The 18262-nt window shown below is 74.9% G+C and carries 15 protein-coding genes and 1 pseudogene; 5 read left to right on the top strand and 11 right to left on the bottom strand.

Annotated features, from left to right (window positions below; all coding sequences use genetic code 11):
- Positions 1–20: 20 nt before the first annotated feature.
- The 5 genes from R7226_RS21440 to R7226_RS21420 form a co-directional block, all read right to left on the bottom strand.
- Positions 21–227 carry a ferredoxin gene (locus tag R7226_RS21440; RefSeq protein ID WP_318599359.1) on the bottom strand — a complete coding sequence of 69 codons (207 nt, stop codon included), beginning with the start codon at positions 225–227 and terminating at the stop codon, positions 21–23.
- Positions 224–1399, bottom strand: coding sequence for an NAD(P)/FAD-dependent oxidoreductase (locus R7226_RS21435; RefSeq protein WP_318599358.1), 1176 nt, complete (start codon positions 1397–1399; stop codon positions 224–226). The genes R7226_RS21440 and R7226_RS21435 overlap by 4 nt, the downstream gene beginning before the upstream one ends.
- Positions 1396–2571, bottom strand: a complete 1176-nt coding sequence (locus R7226_RS21430; RefSeq protein ID WP_318599357.1) for an iron-containing alcohol dehydrogenase — start codon at positions 2569–2571, stop codon at positions 1396–1398. Before R7226_RS21430 ends, R7226_RS21435 begins: the two co-directional genes overlap by 4 nt.
- Before the next feature lie 158 nt (positions 2572–2729).
- Entirely contained in the window at positions 2730–5486 is a 2757-nt protein-coding gene (locus R7226_RS21425) for a helix-turn-helix transcriptional regulator (RefSeq protein ID WP_318599356.1), read from the bottom strand.
- An 82-nt stretch (positions 5487–5568) separates the two neighbouring features.
- Positions 5569–7299: a Kelch repeat-containing protein gene (locus R7226_RS21420; protein WP_318599355.1), complete on the bottom strand. Its 1731-nt coding sequence runs from the start codon at positions 7297–7299 to the stop codon at positions 5569–5571.
- A gap of 128 nt (positions 7300–7427) precedes the next feature.
- Between R7226_RS21420 and R7226_RS21415 the strand changes: the two genes are divergently transcribed.
- Entirely contained in the window at positions 7428–8162 is a 735-nt protein-coding gene (locus R7226_RS21415) for a hypothetical protein (RefSeq protein ID WP_318599354.1), read from the top strand.
- A gap of 7 nt (positions 8163–8169) precedes the next feature.
- Here the strand turns inward: R7226_RS21415 and R7226_RS21410 are convergent, their stop codons facing one another.
- On the bottom strand, positions 8170–10734 hold the full coding sequence (locus tag R7226_RS21410) for a DEAD/DEAH box helicase (RefSeq protein ID WP_318599353.1): 2565 nt from the start codon (positions 10732–10734) through the stop codon (positions 8170–8172).
- A gap of 114 nt (positions 10735–10848) precedes the next feature.
- Between R7226_RS21410 and R7226_RS21405 the strand changes: the two genes are divergently transcribed.
- From R7226_RS21405 to R7226_RS21395, 3 genes are all read left to right on the top strand, one after another.
- Entirely contained in the window at positions 10849–12399 is a 1551-nt protein-coding gene (locus tag R7226_RS21405; RefSeq protein ID WP_318599352.1) for a metallopeptidase domain-containing protein, read from the top strand.
- Positions 12400–12441: 42 nt separating this feature from the next.
- On the top strand, positions 12442–12819 hold the full coding sequence (locus tag R7226_RS21400) for a YdeI/OmpD-associated family protein (RefSeq protein ID WP_318599351.1): 378 nt from the start codon (positions 12442–12444) through the stop codon (positions 12817–12819).
- Positions 12820–12936: 117 nt separating this feature from the next.
- The gene (locus R7226_RS21395; RefSeq protein ID WP_318599350.1) at positions 12937–13116 is read left to right on the top strand and encodes a hypothetical protein; all 180 of its coding nucleotides are present in this window, start codon (positions 12937–12939) and stop codon (positions 13114–13116) included.
- A gap of 27 nt (positions 13117–13143) precedes the next feature.
- Here the strand turns inward: R7226_RS21395 and R7226_RS21390 are convergent, their stop codons facing one another.
- The 4 genes from R7226_RS21390 to R7226_RS21375 all read right to left on the bottom strand — a co-directional run bounded on the left by R7226_RS21390 (position 13144) and on the right by R7226_RS21375 (position 16398).
- Positions 13144–13764, bottom strand: a complete 621-nt coding sequence (locus R7226_RS21390; RefSeq protein WP_318599349.1) for a GNAT family N-acetyltransferase — start codon at positions 13762–13764, stop codon at positions 13144–13146.
- Positions 13757–14401: a TMEM175 family protein gene (locus tag R7226_RS21385; protein WP_318599348.1), complete on the bottom strand. Its 645-nt coding sequence runs from the start codon at positions 14399–14401 to the stop codon at positions 13757–13759. The genes R7226_RS21390 and R7226_RS21385 overlap by 8 nt, the downstream gene beginning before the upstream one ends.
- Positions 14398–15543, bottom strand: a complete 1146-nt coding sequence (locus R7226_RS21380; protein ID WP_318599347.1) for an FAD-dependent monooxygenase — start codon at positions 15541–15543, stop codon at positions 14398–14400. The genes R7226_RS21385 and R7226_RS21380 overlap by 4 nt, the downstream gene beginning before the upstream one ends.
- A 93-nt stretch (positions 15544–15636) precedes the next feature.
- Positions 15637–16398: an SDR family NAD(P)-dependent oxidoreductase gene (locus tag R7226_RS21375; RefSeq protein WP_318599346.1), complete on the bottom strand. Its 762-nt coding sequence runs from the start codon at positions 16396–16398 to the stop codon at positions 15637–15639.
- A gap of 102 nt (positions 16399–16500) precedes the next feature.
- On the opposite strand from R7226_RS21375, the gene R7226_RS21370 reads away from it, so the two are divergent.
- On the top strand, positions 16501–17373 hold the full coding sequence (locus tag R7226_RS21370) for a helix-turn-helix transcriptional regulator (protein ID WP_318599345.1): 873 nt from the start codon (positions 16501–16503) through the stop codon (positions 17371–17373).
- Positions 17374–17418: 45 nt separating this feature from the next.
- Here R7226_RS21370 and R7226_RS21365 read toward each other — a convergent pair.
- Positions 17419–18262 (bottom strand): annotated as a pseudogene (locus tag R7226_RS21365) (SARP family transcriptional regulator); the annotation flags it as partial.

Raw genomic sequence — 18262 nt, 5'->3', positions numbered from 1 at the left:
CTCTCTCGCTCGTCGTGGGCTCAGGGGGTGGTCGTCGTCTCGCGCAGGGCGATCGCGCCGGTGGGGCACGAGCGCGCGGCGAGCCGCAGGCGCTGCTCGTCGGCGGCGGCGCCGGCCAGCGGCACGGCGATGCCGTCGTCGTCCAGCTCGAACCCGCCGGGCGCGAGGTGGACGCAGTTGCCGGCGCCGATGCAGAGGTCGGCGTCGACGATCGCTTCGATCGTCATGTCGGTGCGTGCTCCTTCGTCAGCTGATCCAGCTCGCGGCGGGCCGCCGCGAAGTCGCGTGGCCGGCCGGCCACGCAGGCCGCGACGAGGCGGCCGTCGTGCAGGTAGCGGGCGACCCACTCGTGCGGGCCCTCGCCGTCGAGCTCGACCGCGTCCCACTCCGGCGCATGGCCGGCGTAGCGGACGACGACGCCGTGCTGCTCGGACCAGAAGAACGGCAGCGGCGCGAACGGCGTGTCGATCCCGAGCGCGTTCGCGGCGGCGGCCTCGCCATGGCGCGCGGCGGTGTCCCAGTGCTCGATCCGCATCGAGCGGCCGTAGCGGGGGTTGTGCCAGCGCGCGCAGTCGCCGGCCGCGAGCACGTCGGTGAGCGCGGTGCGGCAGTGCTCGTCGGTCACGATCCCGTCGTCGAGCGTCAGCGGGCTGTCGGCGAGCCAGTCGACCGCCGGCGCCATCCCGACGCCGGCGACGACCGCGTCGGCGCGCAGCTCGCCGCCGTCGGCGAGGTCGACGCGGAAGCCGTCGCGCTCACGGCGGACCGCGCTCACCGCGGTGCCGCAGCGGACCTCGACGCCGGCGGCGCGGTGGAGGGCGGTCACGCGCTCGGCGACGGCGCCGCCCAGCACCGGCGCGAGCGGCTGCTCGGCCGCCTCAACGAGCGTGACGGGCGCCGCGAGCGCGACCGCCGCGCTGGCGATCTCGCCGCCGATGAAGCCGCCGCCGATCACGACGAGATGGCGGGCGCGCACGAGCGCGTCGCGCAGCGGCGCGACGTCGGCCGCGGTCCGCACGGTCAGCACGCCGTCGCAGCGCAGCGCCGGCGGCAGCGACGGGCGGCCGCCGGTGGCGATCACGAGCCGGTCGTAGGGGAGCGCGCGGCCGTTGTCGAGCGCGACGGTGCGGGCGTCGGCGTCGAGCCCCGTCGCGCGCACGCCCACGTGAACGGCGACGCCGGCCTCGGCGTACGCCTGGGCGGACGCGAGCGGGACCGGCTCGGGCTCATGCTCACCTCTGAGCGCGTCCTTCGACAGCAGCGTGCGGTCGTAGGGAGCAGTCGGCTCGTCGCCGAGCAGGTCGATCGCGCCGGCGTGGCCGAGTCTGCGCAGCGCGAGCGCGCAGCGCTGCCCGGCCGGCCCGCCGCCGACGATCACGATCCGTTCGGGCGTGCTCACCACGCCTCCCGGTAGAGCGCGACGATCTGCTCGCGGTCGGCCTCGCGGCAGTTGAACTCGGGGCCGTTGCTGGCGAGCGCGGCGTCGGCCATCGGGCCCAGCGCGGCCTCGAACGCATCGGGCGCGATCCCGTATCCGCTCAGGCGCGGGATGCCGATCTGCGCGGTGAGCGCGTCGAGCCAGGCGACCAGCAGCTCGCCGGCCTCGCCGTCGGGATCTTCGCTCCCGGCAGCCCCGGCCGCGCGCGCGATCGCGGCGTAGCGCTCGGGCGCTGCGCCGAGGCCGAAGCGGACGACGGGCGCCAGCAGGATCCCGGTCGCGGCGCCGTGCGGCACGTGGAAGTGCGCGCCGAGCGGGCGTGCCATGCCGTGCACGAGCGCGATCGTCGCGTTGCTGATCGCGGCGCCGGCGAGCGTCGCGCCGAAGGCCATCGCGGCGCGCGCCGCCTCGTCGTCGGGCTGTGCGTAGACGCGCGCGAGGCTGGGGCCGATCAGCCGCGCCGCTTCGAGCGCGAACTGGTCGGTGACCGGGCTCGCGACCTTCGAGGTCATCGCCTCGACGGCGTGGACGAGCGCGTCGATCCCGACCTCGGCGGTCAGCCGCGGCGGCATCGTGAGCGTGTGCAGCGGGTCGACGAGCGCGACCGCCGGCAGCAGCGCGTCGTCGTAGAGCGGGACCTTGATCTGCCGCGCGGGGTCGGCGATCACAGCGGCGCGCGTGACCTCGCTGCCGGAGCCGGCGGTCGTCGGCACGGCGATCAGCGGGAGCGCGCGGCCGCCGACGTTGTCGAAGCCGGCGAGCGCGATCAGGTCGCGCGGCTGGTCGTCGAGCGCCAGCGCCGCGATCCCCTTGGCGGCGTCGATCGGGCTGCCGCCGCCGACCGCGACGATGCCGTCGGCCGCGTGCGCGCGCAGCGCGTCGACCCCGTCCGCGACGTTGCCGACGGTCGGGTCGACCTGGACCGCGTCGAAGATGGCCGCCGCCAGCCCCGCGGCTTCGAGGCCCGCGACGACCGCGTGCACGGCGGGGTGCTCGCGCAGCCCCGGGTCGGTGACGACGAGCAGGCGCCGCAGGCCGAGCCGCTGCGCCAGCTGCGGCAGGCGCGCGGTCGCACCGGCGCCGACCACGACGCGCTGCGGCAGCACCACGTCGAAGGTGTCGAGAGCAGTCATAGATCAGATCGTATTTATGGTCTGATGTTTTTGTCAAGCAAGCGGTTCCAAGGGGTGCGGGAGGCCGCCTGCGCAGGCGGCCGCCCGCGCAGGCGGCGGCCCGCGCAGAGGCGGCCCGCGCAGAGGCGGCGCGCGGTTCGGCGTTCGCGTGCGGCGCCTCAGGCGCCGGCGAGCCGCGCGGCGAGCTCCGCGCGCGAGCCGATGCCGAGCTTCGCGAAGACGTGCGAGAGGTGCGCCTCGATCGTCTTCACGCTCACCATCAGCTCCGCCGCGATCTCGCGGTTCGTCAGCCCGCGCGCGGCGAGCTGGGCGACCGCGCGCTCGCGGCCGGTCAGCGCCGAGCGGTCCATCGCGGCGCGTCTGGCCGGCTCCAGCCCGCTGGCCGCCAGCTCGCGCTCGCACTGCTCCAGCGCCGGCATCGCGCCCAGCGCGGCGAGGCCGTCGCGCGCCTGCTCCAGCAACGCGACCGCCTGGAGGCGCTGGCCTTGCCGGCGCAGGAACTGGCCGTGCGCGAGCTGCGCGAGCGCCAGCTCGAACGGCTGCTCCAGCGCGCTCGCGTCGTCGAGCGCCCGCGCGAAGGCGCGCTCGGCGGCGGCGCGCCGGCCGCGCGCCGCCTCCAGTCGCCCGCGCGCCCGCGCCAACCGCACGGCGTACGAGCGCAGCCCCTGCCCGGCCGCGCGCGGCTCGTGCGCCAGCAGCACGGCGTCGGCTTCGTCGAATCGCTCCAGCCGCACCAGCGCGTCGGCTTCGAGCAGCGGCAGCTGCAGGTCGGCGAGCAGCGCCGCGCGCTCGTAGAGGCCGGCGGCGACGAGCGGTGCCAACGCCGCCAGCACCTGCCGCGGTTCCGCGCGCGCCGTCGCCAGCAGCGCCTCGCAGCCGGCGCTGCGCACGAGCGCGGACTCGGTCGTCGTGTCCTCGCGCATGGCGCTCGCGTGCTGCTCCGCCGCATCCAGCTCGCCGCGCACGAGCGCGATCGTCAACGCCGTGACGTGCGCGTCGGCGCGCACGTGGACGATGTCGCCGGCGACGGCGATCGAGAGCGCGCGATCGGCGTGGGCCGCGGCGGTCTCCCACGACCCCGCGGCCAGCTCCGCGCGGGCGAGCCAGGTGCGGACCATCACCTCCAACGTCTCGGCTCCCAGCCGCTGCACGAGGGCGGCGACGGCCCGCAGGTCCTCCAGCGCGCCGGCGACGTCGTCGACGGCCAGCCGCAGCATGCCGCGCATCGCGCGCAGGCCGACGTCGCGCTCGGCAAGGTCGCCGCCGCGCTCGATGATCCCGTCGAGCAGCGTGCGCGCCTCCCGCAGCTCGCTCTTCATCGCGAGCCCGAACACGGCCGGCCACATCGCCGCCAGCTCGGTGCCGCCCTCACGCGGCGCCGCGTCGGCGCTGCGACCCGCCCACACGATCGCGTCGTCGGGCCGCAGGCGGCCGAGCGCGTGCGCGGCGAAGCGCTCGGCCGTCAGGTGGCGCACGGTCGCGTCGGCGTCCTCGCGCGCCCACGCCAGCGTCAGCAGCCGCTCCGCGTCGTCGAGCCGTGACTCCAGCAGCGCCATGTGCGCGAGCACGCACAGCAGCCGCGCGTCGGCGCCGGCCTCGTCCCGCCCGGCGAGCCGCGCGCGTGCCGCCGAGACCCGCCCGGCGCTCAGCAGCGCGTCGGCCGCCTGCACCTCCAGCCGCTCGCGCTCGGCGCCGCCGCTCAGCCGCGCGGCCGCGGCCAGGCTCTCCGCCGCCGACTCGCGGGCGGTCCGCCCCAGCTCAGTGGCGGCGAACGCCTCCAGCTCGGCCACCAGCGCCGGCGCCGGCCCGACCTCTGCGGCGGCTCGGTGGCGCAGCGCGACGCCGGGGTGCTCGACCGCCGTCGCGGCGGCGGCATGCAGGTCGGCGCGCCGCGCCGGGCCGAGGTCGTGGTAGATGGCGGCGCGCGTCAGCGGGTGGTCGAAGGCGATCGTGCGCGGCTGCGAAGCGGGCGACGTCTCCGGCGCGGCGCGCAGCAGGCCGAGCCGTGCCGCCTCCTCCAGCGCTCGCAGCGGATCCTCGACGCCGCCGACCGCGGCGGCTGCCGGCAGCTCGCTGCGCGCCCCGAGCACCGCTGCCGCGTCGATCAGGTCGCGCGCGCCCGGCGACGCCTCCGCCAGCCGCCGCTGCACGCCGCGCGCGAACAGCTCCGGCGCCGGCTGCGGCAGCTCGACCTCTTCCCATGCCGCCGCCGGGACCGCTCCGAGCAGCGCGCGGACGTACAGCGGGTTGCCGCGCGTGTGCTCCTGCAGACGCCGCGCGCCGCGCCCCGACAGCGCCTCGCCCGCCGCGGTCGCCAGCTCACCGACCTGCTCGCGCGTGAGCCCCGACAGCGGCAGCCGGCCGACCCGGTCGAGCTTGAGGAAGCCCGCCGGGAGCCGCTCGGCCATCCCCTCGCGCACGACGAGCACGACCAGCACCGCCTCCTCGACCACGCGCCGAACGGCGAACAGCAGCGCCCGCAGCGAGGCCGCGTCGGCCCAGTGCGCGTCGTCGACCGCGATCGCCAGCGGGCCGCTCCCAGCGCGCTCGGCGAGCGCCTCCAGCAGCCGCAGCCCGACCGCCGCGAGGTCGGGTGCGCCGCCGTCGCGCGCGAGCACGCCCGGCCGCTCGACGCCGAGCGCGCGCAGCAGCTGGTCGGCGAGCGCGTAGTCGACCAGCTCCTCCGCCGCCTCGGCCGTCGCGAGCGCCGTGCGCGCCGTTGCGACCTCGCTCAGGAAGCGGCGCAGGAGCGCCGTCTTCCCGATCCCCGCCGCGCCCTCGATCACGACGCAGCGCGCGCCGCCGCCGGTCACGTCGGAGAGCGCCGCATCGAGCAGCGTCAGCTCCTCGTCGCGGCCGACGAAGGCCGCCGCCGCGGCGTCACCGCCGGCACCTCTGATCGCGTTCGCTCGCATCCCTCTGCCGCAGAGCAAAGCAGGCGGCGGCGGGCGAGGCCGGCTGCCCGGCCCGGCGGCGCGCCGGAGCGGGCTCCCGGACTCAGTCGAGCACGACCTTGATCGCTCTGCGGCCGCCGACGACGAGCGTGTAACGGCGGTCGTACAGGCGTCTGCGCACCGTCAGCGTCAGGCGGCCGTTCTTCAGCGTGCCGGTCGCGTGCACGATCCCGTTGCGCGAGAGGCGCGCCTTGCCGCTGCCGAGCCTGTGCGGAAGCCCGCTGCAGACCACCGTTCTGCCGCGCCGCGCGCCGCAGCGCAGCCGCGGTTCGGTCGCTCTTCTCGCGACCTGTCTTGGAACCACTGCGGCCGGCGGAGCGCCCGGCGGGATGATCGGCGCGGCCGGCGGCGGCGTGACCGCTGCCGCAACGCCCGTCCCGCTGAGCGCGACGACCTTGCGGCCGCCCGCCAGCTCGCCGGCCGACAGCACCAGCGACGCACTGCGCGCTCCGTCCGCGCGCGGACTGAAGCGGAGGCCGACGAAGCAGCTGCCGCCGCGCTCCAGCGCGGCGCCGTCGCAGCTGTCGGAGACGATCTCGAAGTCGGCGGCGCCGACGCCCTCCAGCGTGGTCGCGCGCGGGAAGATCGGCACGTCGCCGGTGACTGTCACCGGCACGCTGATGAGCGTTCCGCGGCGGCCGGTCGTCTGCTCGCCGGCGTCGACCGGCGCGACGGCGACGGTCGCGCGCGGGGTGAAACGGGCCGCCACCTGCCCGAGATATGCGCCGCTGACGAGCAGGATGTCGCCATCCGACAGGCCGACCAGCGACCCCACCGAGCCGTTCAGCGGCGGCGTGCCCGCCGCAGCCAGCTGGCCCGAGCGCGGATCGAACAGCGTCGCGAAGCTGCCGTTGACGACCAGCACCGCACCGCTCGCCAGCTGCCGGGCCGCGGGAGTGATGCCGAAGAGGGTCGCGAGCGGCAGCTGGTTCCAGCTGCCGGTGCCCGGATCGAGCCGCAGCAGCGCGCCGTCCGCTCCGCCCGGCCCCTGCCCGCCGACGACCAGCAGCGCACCGTCGTCGAGCAGGAGCGCCGTGTGCTCGCCACGTGGCCGCGGCAGCGGCGCGAACGCCGTCCACAGGCCGGTTGCCGGCGAGTAGCGCGCGACGTCGGCGGTGCGGGTGAACTCGGAGGCGCTGCCGCCGCTCACGATCACGCTGCCGTCGGGCAGCGCCGTCGCGGCGTGGCTCGCGTGCGGGGAGGGCAGCGAGCCGGCGGGCGCCCACGCACCGGTCGCCGGGTCGTAGCGCTCTGCCGTCGCGTGGACAGTCGGCGGCGCCGTGTCGGCCCAGCCGCCCGCAACCAGCACGGAGCCGTCGCTCAGCAGCGTCGCACTGTGGCCGTAGCGCGCGACCGACATCGGCGCGGCCGCGCTCCACGTGCCCGTGACCGGGTCGTACAGCTCGGCGCTCGCGAGCGGGGCCGTGCTTGTCGTGCGGCCGCCCGCCACGAGCACGCGCCCGTCCTTCAACAGGACGCCGCGCCCGTCGTAGCGGGGCGCCGCCATCGACCCAGTCGCCGTCCAGCTGCCGGTCGCGGGGTCGTACAGCTCGGCGCTCGCGTGCGTGTTGCCCGGGTTGTTGGGGTAGCCGCCCGCGACGAGCACCCGCCCGTCCGGGAGCGCGACGACCGTCCCGCCGACACGCGCGGCGGTCAGCGGGCCGGTCTGCTGCCACGCCGGCGGAGCGGCGGCCTGCGCCACCGCGGGCGGCAGCGACAGCGCGGCAAGCGCGAGGACGACAAGCACGGCGGGCTGACGCAACCAGGTCGGCACGGTTTCGGGGCTCCTCGGAACGGGGGTCGGGTCCATTCCGGCTGATCGGCAGCGCGCCGGGTTCCTGGAGTCATACGCGGGTTCCCCCGCTTGCGCGCCGCTCCCCGCCGCGCCGATCCTCCGGCGCCATGAGCATTCGATTCCCGTGGGCGGCCGTCGTCGCCGCGCTGCTGCTCGGGGCGCTTGCCGCGGCGCCCGCGTCAGCCGCGGAGTTCTCCTACACCGTCGTCTCGATCAGAACGAGATACATCTGGACCGAGCACGACAAGGGCTACCCGAAGAGATGCGAGTCGTGGACGAAGGGCGGCGGCGTCGTCGAGCAGAACGCGGCCGAGTTCAGCGGCGTCATCGACCTCGACCGGCTCAGCGGCGCGCTGCTCGGAGCCGACACGCGCAGAACGCGCGGCACGGTCACGCGCACGATCGACTACACCGGCCACACCAGTCCCGAGGCGCAGCCGTGCGTTCCATGCGACAGAGGCGAGTACGGCCCGTGCAGAGAGGCGAAACCCGACACGACCGTGCGGCAGACGTGCGGCCCGAAGCAGACGACCGTCGACGCCTCCCTGTCGGCGTACGGCCAGGGGTTGACGCTGACCGCGCCGTTCGGGGCCGACGCGCTGCTGGCGGGCTGCCCCGAGCCCGACGACCCCGACGAGATCGCCGACCTCAGCCCCTCCAACAAGGACTACGGCAAGCTGACGCTCCGCAACGGCGCCAGACGGCTGTTCGCGCTCGCCGTCAAGGACCGGCTCACGCTCGAGTTCACCGGCAAGAAGGGCAGATGCGCTCAGGTCGGCAGAAGAGGCGACCACCGCTGCGTGACGACCGCGGCGAAGGTCGTCTTCCGCCGCACCGGCTGAGCGGCGCTCAGCCGTCGGTCCCGAACGACAGCGTGCGGATCACCGGCTCGCCGGCGTGGTCGGAGGCGTCGAGGTCGACCTCCGCGACGATCGCGACGTCGCGGTGGTCGGCGGGGTCGTCGACCGTCTGGCGCACGATCCAGCGGCGGCCGTCGCCGGGCGGGGTGCGGTCGATCGTCAGCAGCTCCGGCGAGCGCGCCTGCGGGCCGGTGCCGACCTCCTCGTATTCCTCCCAGTAGGCGTCGAGCGCGTCCTCCCAGGCCGGCAGCCGCATCGTCACCTTGCCGGGCGGGTCGGTCAGCGCGGCCGCGGCGGCGTCGAGCTGCGCGAGCGCCTCGGCGTCGTCGCGCGCGGCCAGCTTGACCTTCTGGAACAGCGCGTTGCGGACCATCGTCGTGAAGATGCGCGCGTTGGCGGTGATCGGCCGCGCCGGCGGCGGCGGGGCGCCGTTGGCGATCGCCTCGGAGGCGCGCGTGACCGACTCCGGGTCGGTCAGCGCCTCCCACTCGTCGAGCAGGCTCGAATCGGTCTGGCGGATCGTCTCGCCGAGCCATTCGATGATGTCGCTCAGCTCGTCGGTGCGGACCTGCTCGGGGACCGTCTGGCGCAGCGCGCGGAAGGCGCTGCTGAGGTAGCGCAGCACGACCCCTTCCGAGCGCGCCAGCCCGTAGTGGGAGACGAACTCGGTGAAGCTGCGCCCCCACTCGTGCATGTCGCGCACGACCGACTTCGGCGAGAGGTCGGACTCGCGCACCCACGGGTGCGTCTCGCGGAAGGTCCGCAGCGCCTCCTCCAGCGGCTCGGCGAGCGGCTTCGGATAGGTGACCTGTTCGAGCAGCTCCATCCGCTCCTCGTACTCGATCCCCTGCTCCTTCATCTCGGCGACCGCCTCGCCGCGCTCCTTCTTCGCCTGCGCCATCAGCACCGGGAAGGGATCGTCGAGGATCGCCTCGACGACCGAGAGGACGTCGAGCGCGTACGTCTCGGCCTCCGGGTTCAGCAGCTCGAAGGCGCCGAGCGCGAACGACGCCAGCGGCTGGTTGAGCGCGAAGTTCTCCTGCAGCTCGACGGCGAGCCGCAGCGTGCGGCCGTCGGAGTCGGGCTCCGCGAGCCACTCGAGCACGCCGGCGTTGACCAGCTCGTCGCCGAGCGCGCGCGCCTGCTCCGCGAGGCGCGTGCGGCCGCGCTCGTCCTCGTGGTTGTCCTCCATCAGCGCGCGCATCGTCGCGACCGGGTCGGCCGGCTGGTTGACGACGTTGAGGATCATCGCGTGGTCGACGCGCATACGTGAGACGAGCGCCTCGGGGACCGCTGTCTTGAGCCGCTCGAAGGTCTCCTCGGTCCAGCCGACGGCGCCCTCCGGCGCTCTTCCGGCCTGCACCTTGCGGCGCTTCTTCGGGTCGTCGCCGGCCTTCGCGAGCGCGCGCGTGCGCTCGATCACGTGCTCGGGCGCCTGCACGACGACGTAGCCGGCGGTGTCGAAGCCGGCGCGTCCGGCGCGGCCGGCGATCTGGTGGAACTCGCGCGCCTTCAGCAGCCGCTGGCGCGTGCCGTCGAACTTCGCCAGCGCGGTGAAGACGACGGTGCGGATCGGCACGTTGATGCCGACGCCGAGCGTGTCGGTGCCGCAGATCACCTTCAGCAGGCCGCTCTGCGCGAGCTGCTCGACGAGGCGGCGGTAGCGCGGCAGCATGCCGGCGTGGTGGACGCCGATCCCGCCGCGCACGAGCTTGGAGAGCGTTCTGCCGAAGCCGGCGGTGAAGCGGAAGGCGCCGATCGCCTCGGCGATCGCGTCGCGCTCCTCGCGCGTGCAGAGCTTCGCCGACAGCAGCGACTGCGCCCGCTCCATCGCTGAGGCCTGCGTGAAGTGGACGACGTAGATCGGCGCGCGGTCCTCCTCGACGAGCTGCTCCAGCAGCTCGTGCAGCGGCTCGACCGACCACGCGTAGGTGAGCGGGACCGGCCGCTCGGCGTCGTCGATCAGCGCGGTCTCGCGACCGGTGCGGCGCGTCAGGTCTCTCGCGATCGCGGTGATGTCGCCGAGCGTCGCCGACATCAGCAGGAACTGCGCCTGCGGCAGCATCAGCAGCGGCACCTGCCACGCCCAGCCGCGCTGGCCGTCGGCGTAGTAGTGGAACTCGTCCATCACGACCTGGCCGACGTCGGCGCCGGCGCCCTCACGCAGCGCGATGTTGGCCAGCACCTCGGCCGTGCAGCAGATGATCGGCGCGTCGGCGTTGACGGAGGCGTCGCCGGTCAGCATGCCGACGTTCTCGGCGCCGAAGGTCTCGCAGAGGGCGAAGAACTTCTCTGACACGAGCGCCTTGATCGGCGCCGTGTAGAAGGTGACGCGGTCGTCGGCGAGCGCGGCGAAGTGGGCGGCGATCGCGACCATCGACTTGCCCGAGCCGGTCGGCGTGGCGAGCACGACGTTGTTGCCGCTGAACAGCTCGATCGCCGCCTCCTCCTGGTGCGCGTAGAGGCTCAGGCCGCGCTCCTCGGTCCACGCCGTGAAGGCGTCGTAGAGCGCGTCGGGGGTGGCTGGTCTGGGGAGGGCCTTGACGAGGGTCATGCGGTCGCACCTCTCAAGCTACCGATCCGCGCCGCGCGCGCCGCCGCCGAGCTGTGAACGGCGCCGCGTCCAGGCGGCGGTGGCGCCGCTCGCCGCGGCCGGTACGCTGCCCGCATGCGGCCACGGATGGCGCACCTGCTGGTCTCGCTGGCGCTCGCCGCCGGCTGCCTGCTCGCGGTCGCGGGCGTGAGCGCGGCGCGGGCGCAGGTCGGCGCGACGAGCGCGAAGGTCGCCACCCCGCGTCCGACCCTCTCCGCACGGCTCCCCGCGACCGCCGCGGCCCAGGCGCGGCCGCTGCTCGCCGTCACCGTGCGCGACGCGCCGCGCGGCGCGCGCGTGCTCGTGCAGGAGCGGACGCGCGGCCGCTGGCGCGCGGCCGGCGACGATGACGGCGCGCGGGTGCGCGGCGACCGCCGCCTCACGCTGCGCTGGCGCGGTCTGCGCAGCCGCGACGCCGTCCAGCTGCGGATCGCGCTGCTCGACCGCCGCGACCGCACGCTCGACGCGACCGACTCGCGCACGGTGCTGCTGCGCTCCGACGAGCCGCTCGTGCTGGCCGCCGACGCGCTGCGGCTGCACTCGCTCGGCGCCGACCGCTGGGACGTCTGGACCTGCGGTGCCGTCGCTGGCGGCGACGCGGCGGCCGCGGCGGAGGTGCTGGAGGAACGGGTCGCGCCGTTCTACGCGTGGCTCTCCAATGGCCGCTACGAGCAGCGCTTCCGCGCCCGCGGCGCGCTCGACGGCGACGACCTCTCCGCCTGCGCGAGCGAGGCGGCGAGGGCGAGCGCCGGCCGCGACGGCGCGCTGATCGTGCAGCAGCTCGACCGGATCTCGGCCGGCGCCGACGCCTGCCTCGGCGACGCCACGCGGCTCGACCCCTGCGCCGGCCAGCCGACGGTGCTGCCCGGCAACGAGCGGATCGCCTGGCTCGGCCCCGGTCAGCTGTTCGGCGCCGACGCGCACATCTCGACCGTCGTGCACGAGCTGGGGCACACGCTCGGCTGGCCGCACTCCTTCACCGGCCGCCTGCGGATCGAGCGCGAGGGCGCGGAGGTCGGCGTGGAGTACGACGACCCGCTCGACGTGATGGGCTACGAGCGGCTGTGGGGCACCGGCGGCTGGGACGACCCCGGCGCCGGCACGTTCACGCCGAAGGCGACGCAGGCCTTCAACCGGATCGCGGCCGGCTGGGTGCCGGACACCGCGACGACCGTCCACGACCGCCCGTCGGCGACCTACTCGGTCGGGCCGCTCGACGGCGACGGGCTGCAGGTCGTGATCGTCCCGACGGCCGACGCGCGTGCCTTCCTGACGCTCGAGGTGCGCGTCCAGCGGCCGTTCGACCCGCTCCCTGGCGAGGGCGTCGTCGTCCACGCGATCGACCAGCGGCCGGCCGCCTGCGACCCCGACGAGGAGGCCGTCGGCTGCTGGGGCGATCAGCTGCGCGCGTCGCCGGCGCCGAACACCCCCGAGTCGCTCGACAGCCTCGTCACGGTCGGCGAGCAGGTCGACGTCGCGGGCGTGCGGATCGCCGTCGGCGGCCGCGTCGGCGACCGCTTCACCGTCACCGTCGACGGCGCGCGGGCGCGCTTCGAGCCGCTGAAGCCGACGCTCTGCCTGTACGTCCCGGACGCGTGCGTCGGCGGCCTGCAGGGCCCGTTGTAATCAGGACCGTCTCAGTCCTCAATCGCCCATAGCCTGAGCGGCATGGTCAAGCACGAGCAGGTCGAGTGGGTCGACTGCGTCGACATGGCGGCGTTCGAGGCGTGGCTCGAAGTCCACCACGGCGAGCGCGACGAGGTCTGGCTGCGGATCGCCAAGAAGGCGTCGGGCAGAGCGTCGGTGAACGCCTGGGAGGGGACCGAGGCCGCCCTCTGCTTCGGCTGGATCGACGGCCTGCGCCGCTCGCTCGACGACGACTGCTTCCTCCAGCGCTACTCGCCGCGCCGCCGCCGCAGCCCGTGGTCGCGCATCAACGCCGACCGCGCGCTGGAGCTGATCGCCGCCGGGCGGATGCGGCCGGCGGGCTTCGCCGAGATCGAGCGCGCGAGAGCCGACGGCCGCTGGCAGGCCGCCATCCTGTGACGGCCGGCGTCAGTGCCCTGACGAGCTGACGCAATTCGGTGAGTTCACGCGCCATGTGCGACTCAATTGCCTTGACAGCGCACGCCCTCCCTGATCGGGCAGGTCTGCAACGTCGCGGTGAGCTACTACGTGCTATCCGCTCCGTGGGAGGGATCGTCGATCCTGTACATCCTCGGCACCGGCGCCGGCTTCCGGATCGAGGGCTTCTCCGGGGACTACTACCTCGGTCACGGCAACGGCAGAGCGAGCGGCTACTTCTGGCGCAACAACATCAACCAGAGCACCTGCACCTGGTGATCCGCGCCTGAACCCGGCGGCCCGGCGTCAATCGCGCTGGGCCGCTCCGCGCGCCGCCCACTCCCGCGCCAGCAGCGCGTGGATCGCGGAGTCCTGCCAGCGGCCCTTGACCCAGATCTCCTCGACGAGGTGGGCCTCGCGCCGCATTCCCAACCGCTCGCAGAGCCGGACCGAGGCGGCGTTGGCCGGATCCAGCCGCGCGATCGCGCGGTGCGCGTGCAGCGTCTCGAAGACGAACGCCAGCAGCGCCCGCGCGCCCTCGGTCGCGTAGCCGCTGCCGCCGTGGTCGGGATGGACCATCCAGCCGACCTCGACGCAGGCCCATGCGACCGACGCGATTGCGACGTACAGCTCGCCGATCACCTGCTCGTCCTCACGCCGCGCGAGCGACAGCTGCACCGCGTCGCCGTCCTCGCGCAGCCGCGTTCTCGCCGCCCGCGCCGGCAGCAGCTCGGCCAGCTCGGCACGGTCGCGCGGCCCGAACGGCAGGTGCCTGGCGACGTCGGCGCGCGACTGGTAGGCCGCGACGGCGTCGAGGTCGTCCTCGCACACGACGCGGAGCAGCAGCCGCTCGGTCTCCAGCGGCGCGAACGCATCGCAGGGGACGAGCGCGGGCGGCGGCGCGGCGGCCGGCGACTGCTCAGCCATCCGCTTCGACCCGCCGGGAGATCGTCCGCACCAGCAGCGGGCTGACGACGAAGAGCGCGATCCAGACGTACGGCGCGATCCCCGGGTCGACGAAGGCGACCGGGATCGAGCAGAGGAAGACGAGCGCCGGCAGCACGTTGGAGAGCAGCATCAGTCCCGGATGCGCGAGCGCGGCCGGCGGCAGCAGCTCGCGCCGCAGCGCGATCCACAGCATCGCCGTGTCGAAGCCGCTCGCCGCGACGACGTTGGCGGCGTACAGGATGACCGCCGCCTCGACCTCGCCATAGCGGCCGAAGACGCCGGTCGTGAACGGCATCAGCGAGATGAACGCGAGGAAGGCGAGGTTGAGCAGCAGCAGCGTCGAGTCGAAGCGCCGCAGCTGCTCGAAGAAGCGGTGGTGGCCGAGCCAGAAGGCGCCGATCACGGCGAAGCCGATGAAGTACGAGGCGACCTGCGGCCCCAGGTCGCGCAGCGCCCCCGCCAGCTCGTCGGGGGCGCGCGACTCCGGCAGGTCGGGCACGTCGAGTCCGAGCACGAGCAGCGTGATCGCGATCGCGAAGACGCCGTCGGAGAAGGCGACGACCCGCTCGTAGCCGGCCGACCCCTCCTCTTCGATCTCGTGCTCGGGCGCGCTCATCTGCCGGAGGCCATCTCCTCCGCGATCTCCGCCAGCTTCGGCGGCGGCACGTGCGCGAGGAACTCGTCGCGCAGCCACAGCGCGACCGTGCTCTGCAGCTGTGAGACGCGGCCCATCGTTCTGCCGTGCTTGACGACCGCCTCGGCGCGCTCCTTGCGCTCCTTCTCGAAGGCCGGGAAGGCCGTCTCGTAGGACTGCGAGAGCAGCAGTCTGCCGAGCGCGTCGGCGTCCTCGATCGCCATGCAGGCGCCCATCGCCGCGAACGGCGTCGTCGCGTGCGCGGCGTCGCCGAGCAGGACGACGCGGCCGTCGATCCAGCTGTCGATCGGCGCGAGGTCCCACGCCTCGGTCCGCACGATCCCGTCCTCCGGCGTCTGCTCCACAGCCGCGGCCAGCAGCTCGTACCAGCCGTCGATGTGGGCGAGGATCTCCTGCTTGTCGACGCTCGTGCCGCCGGCCGGCGCTCTGTGCATCACGTACCAGCGCGCGCGACCGCCGCCGACGTCGGCGACGCCGCCCTTGGAGCCCTTCTCCCAGATCTCGACGTGGTGCTGCGCCGGCAGCAGCTCGTGCGTGAAGGGGATCAGCGCGCCCCAGCCGGAGAAGCCGGAGTAGTGCAGCTCCAGGTGTCTGCCGGCGACGAGGTCGCGCAGCGTCGAGTGGGCGCCGTCGGCGCCGATCACGAGGTCGCCGCTCGCCCGGCTGCCGTCCTTCAGCACGACCGTCGCGGAGTCGGCGTCCTGCTCGATCCCGACGACCTCCGAGCCCATCTTCACGTGCTCGGCGCCGAGCGCCTCGATCAGCGCCTCCTGCAGCCCGTGGCGCTGGATGTCGTAGGTCGGTGCGCCCAGTCTGCGCGACACCTCGCCGACGGGCAGCGACTCGATCAGCCGCCCGTGGCGCGAGCGGATCTCGGTGAACTCGATCGCCGAGCCCAGCCGCGCGAGCGTGTCCGGGTCGACGCCGAGGTCGAGCAGGTGCTTGATCGCGTACGACCAGATCGTGAAGCCGGTCGCGCGGCTCTGGAGATGGTCGTACTTCTCGTGCACCTCGACCTCGACGCCGCCGCGCTTGAGCGCGAGCGCGACCGTCAGCCCGCCGATCCCGCCGCCCACGACCACGACCTTGCTCGCCTGCGCCATGCCACTTGCCTCCCTGCCGTGCGTGCGCCGGCCGCGTGCGCGGCCGGCCGTCTGCGGCTGTCTATCAGGCGCGGCGGCGCGGGGCGAGTCCGTTCACAGCCGCATGCCGCCGGAGACCTCGATCCGCTGACCGGTGACCCAGCGGCTGCTGCTCGTCACCAGCGCCGCGATCGCGCCGCCGACGTCGTCGGGCTCGCCGACGCGGCCGAAGGCGGTCTGCGCCTCGATCGCCTTCTGCAGCTCGGCGTCCTTGCGGATGTGGCCATCGCCGAAGTCGGTCGCGACCGCCCCGGGCGCGATCGCGTTGACGGTGATGCCGCGCCCGCCCAGCTCCAGCGCCAGCACTCTCGTCAGCACCTCGACCGCGCCCTTCGCGGCGGCGTAGGCGGAGTAGCCGGGGAAGCTGAAGCGGGTCAGCCCGGTCGAGATGTTGACCACGTCGCCACCGTCGGCGAGCAGCGGCAGCAGCCGCTGGGTGAGGAAGAAGACGCCCTTGACGTGGACGTCGAAGATCTCGTCGAAGCCGGCCTCGGTCGTCTCGCTCAGCAGCGCGCCGTAGGAGGCGCCGGCGTTGTTGACGAGCACGTCGAAGCTGTCGCGGCCCCAGCGCTCTCGCAGCGCCGTCTCGACCTGCTCAGCGAAGGCGTCGAAGGAGCCGTGGTCGCCGACGTCGAGCTGGAGCGCGACCGCCGTGCGGCCGAGCTGCTCGACGGCGGCGACGACCTCCGCCGCCTCCTCGCCGTTGCCGCGATAGGTGGCGATCACGTCGATGCCCTTGCCGGCGAGGTTGAGGGCGGTGCTGCGGCCGAGGCCGCGGTTGGCGCCGGTGATGAGTGCGATGCGCTGGGTGGTCATGAGCGCCAATGTGGCCGCGGCGCGCGCCGCTCGAAAGGGTCGCGTCGATCCAGGGATCGGCGATCCCTGTCTGTGCCGGCGCGGGGTTTGCATACTGGAGGCATGGACCGTGATCAGCTCGCCGACTTCCTGCGCCGCCGTCGCGAGGCGCTGCGCCCCGAGGACGTCGGCCTCGTCGCCGGACCGCGCCGCCGCACCGCCGGCCTGCGCCGCGAGGAGGTCGCGGCGCTCGCGAGCATGTCGACCGACTACCTGACGCGGCTGGAGCAGCGACGCGGCCCGCAGCCGTCCGAGCAGATGCTCGCCTCGCTGGCGCGCGGCCTGCGCCTCTCGCTCGACGAGCGCGACCACCTCTTCCGCCTCGCCGGTCACACGCCGCCGTCGCGCATCCACCGCACCAGCCACGTCAGCCCCGCGCTGATGCGCGTGCTCGACCGGCTCGACACGCCGGCGCTCGTGATCTCCGACATCGGCGAGACGCTGGCGCAGAACGAGCTGGGCGTCGCGCTGCTCGGCGACCACAGCCTCCACACCGGCTCGCGACGCTTCTTCGCCTACCGCTGGTTCGCCGAGCCGGTCGAGCGCGACGCCTACACCGCCGACTATCACGACCACCACGGTCGCACGCTCGTCGCGGGGCTGCGCACGGCGCTCGCGAGGGATCCCGCCGACGACACCGTCGCGGCGATCGTCGCGGAGCTCTTGGCCGCGAGTCCTGAGTTCGCCGCGCTGTGGGCGGAGCACGAGGTGTCGGAGTGCGTCGCGCCGCGGCGCAAGCGAATCGTGCACCCGACGATCGGCGTGATCGAGGTCGACTGCCAGGTGCTGGTCGCCGAGAACGAGGCGCAGCGGCTGCTCGTCTACACCGCCACGCCGGGCAGCGAGGACCACGACCGGCTGCGGCTGCTGTCGGTCGTGGGACGCCAGCGGTTCGACGTCGGCGCTGCCGAGTCGGCGCCGACGCAACGCGGCTGAGCGGGCGGCAGCTCAGCGCGACGGCGCCCATCGCGGGCGAGCCGCTCAGCGCGCGAGCGCGGCCGCCAGCGCGTCGAGCTGCCGCGCGACCGGGCCGAGCGTCAGCAGGCCGCTGCCGGCGCCGGCCAGCTCGCCGGCCGCGGGTGCCAGCCGCTCCTGCGCGCGCGTCATCGTCGCGCGGTCGCCGACGGCGATCGCGGCGCGTGCGACGAGGCACCACAGCGCCTCGGACAGCAGGTCGCGCGGCGGTTCGGGGGCCGCGCGCAGCGCTTCCGCGGCCTCCTCCTCGCGCCCCTGCGCCAACAGCACGAGCGGGCCGGTCCACGGCTCGTACGGTCCCCAGTCGAGCTGGGGATCGGTCGGTGCGGGCGCGCCGTCGCGCAGCCGCAGCGACAGCAGCGCCAACGGCAGCAGGCCGCGCTCGAGCCCCGGCATGCCGGCGCCGTCGAGGCGCGCGGCGGCCGCCCGGTACGCCGCCTCGACCGCGGCCGTCGGCGCACCGGTCGCGGCGAGCCGCAGCGCCCGGTACCAGGCGGTGAAGACGCCGGCCAGCGGCCGCTCGTGGCGCGCGGCGAGACGGTCGACGGCGGCGGCGTGGCGGTCGGCGCCGGGGAAGTCGCCGAGCGCGCCGCGCGCCTGCAGGCGGACGAGCTGTCCGAGCAGCTCGTAGGAGGCGAGGCCGTGGCGGCGTGACAGCTCGATCAGCTCGGCGCCGATCGCGTCGCGGTGCGGCGCCAGGCCGGTTCGTTCGAAGCGCTGCATGAAGCGGCCGTTGAGCGCGAAGGCGAGCAGCGCGGGGTCGTCGAGACCGCGCGCGATCCGCTCCGCCTCGCGGGCGGCGGCGGGCCCGCGGGCCGCCTCGCGCGCGGCGGCGGGCACGCGGGCGGCC

The organism is Conexibacter stalactiti (genome assembly GCF_033542075.1).
In the GTDB taxonomy this organism is placed as follows: Bacteria; Actinomycetota; Thermoleophilia; order Solirubrobacterales; family Solirubrobacteraceae; genus Conexibacter; species Conexibacter stalactiti.
The sequence above is the reverse complement of the archived record's forward strand: the minus strand, read 5'-3'. Positions and strand labels throughout refer to the sequence as shown.